Source organism: Neobacillus sp. DZ-9 (assembly GCF_059587065.1).
The window spans coordinates 1-1,756 of the sequence record NZ_JCAIOL010000044.1; the positions used below are offsets into that span (position 1 = coordinate 1).

The following is a 1,756-nucleotide window of genomic DNA, read 5'->3' on the forward strand; positions in this document are numbered from 1 at the left end:
TGTTACTTCCAGGATTACTCTTTTTTATCATCTACCGGTATGTTCCAATGGCTGGAAATATTATTGCTTTTCAAGATTATAGTGCATTTCAAGGTTTTTTTCATAGCGATTGGGTTGGATTAAAGCATTTTAAAACCATTTTTGAAGACGAAGAGGTACTACGGGTTCTGTGGAATACGTTATATTTATCATTTCTTCAAATTGTATTTGCCTTCCCGGTTTCTATTATTCTAGCACTTATGCTCAATGAAGTGAGAAATAGTATATATAAGCGAGTCGTTCAATCAATTATTTATGTGCCACACTTTTTATCATGGGTTGTGGTAATCGGGATTGTGACGATTTTATTAAAATCAAATGGAATTGTGAATAAAGTCCTTGGAAGCGTTTTCGGAATGGATTCAGTTGCTTTCTTACAAGACCCAAATTGGTTTATGCCATTAGTTGTTCTGGAAGTCATTTGGAAGGAATCGGGCTGGGGCACAATTATTTTCCTCGCTGCCCTTTCCGGTATTAGTCCAAGCTTATATGAAGCGGCAGCCGTTGACGGAGCAAATCGCTGGCAACAAATTTGGCACATTACCCTACCAGCTTTAAAAAGTACCATTATCATCCTATTAATTCTGCGATTAGGAAGCGTTTTGGATGTTGGGTTTGAACAAATTTACTTAATGTTAACTCCGTTTACGATGAAGGTTGGGAACGTACTGGATACTTTCGTATATTTGAAGGGGATTCAAAACTCTGACTTTAGTTTTGCAACCGCGGTTGGGTTGTTTAAATCAGTTATCGGGCTAATCTTAATTGTAGCAGCTAACCGCTTGGCCAAGAAATTTGGCGAAGGTGGAGTTTACTAAAGAAAGGAGGAAGTTAAGGTTGTTTAATAAACGTAGTCTTTCAGAAAAAATTGTTGATAACACCAATATTATTCTGCTTGCATTAATCGCACTAACCATGTTATTTCCGTTTTATTATATGTTTGCGGTTTCATTTGCTACCTATGAAGAATTCGTAAAAACGGACTTGCTCCTTTGGCCTAAGACCTGGGTTCTGGATGCTTATGAGTATATTTTAGGTTCGAAAGAATTTATCAGATCGCTGGGAGTAACGGTCTATGTAACAGTGGTTGGAAGTTTGGTAAGTATTATGCTCACCGCCATGATGGCCTATGCGTTAACAAGAAATATCTTTGGCCAAAAAATTTACGTATTCCTTGTTCTCTTTACCTTTGTGTTTGGGGCTGGCATGATCCCAACCTATATGGTGGTTCAAGCAACAGGTTTAATGGATACGCTGTGGGCTCTCATTATCCCAGGTGCTATTAGCTCCTTTAATCTTATCGTCATGAGACAATTTTTCGCGAGCTTACCAATGGATTTGACGGAAGCTGCGATTATCGATGGCGCGAATGATTTGCAAATCTTTGTAAAAATTATTCTGCCTCTTTCAAAACCGGCATTGGCCGCATTCGGTTTATTCTATGCGGTTGGCTACTGGAATTCCTATTTCTCAGCATTACTCTATTTAAGTGATCCTGCTAAGTGGACGGTTCAGGTTGTGCTAAGGCAGTTAGTAATTCTGAACCAATCCAATTTACTAGATGTCGGGATGCAGGCAGGGATGGATAATCCTCCTCCTGCTGAAACTGTTGGGATGGCAGCAATCCTCCTCGCCACTGTGCCAATCCTGATTGTCTATCCATTCTTACAAAAACATTTTGCGAAAGGAGTGATGCTTGGCTCTGTAAAAGAGTAGC

2 protein-coding genes are annotated in these 1,756 nt (G+C 39.4%); both read left to right on the forward strand.

The genetic code is table 11. From position 1 onward, the window contains the following. Positions 1-857 (forward strand): ABC transporter permease (locus AC59HZ_RS31225; RefSeq protein WP_496549593.1); only part of this gene is annotated, 857 nt, incomplete at its 5' end. Between the two features lie 19 nt (positions 858-876). After that, complete coding sequence (locus AC59HZ_RS31230; RefSeq protein ID WP_496549594.1) at positions 877-1,755, forward strand: carbohydrate ABC transporter permease; 879 nt, start codon at positions 877-879, stop codon at positions 1,753-1,755. Position 1,756: the final 1 nt, after the last annotated feature.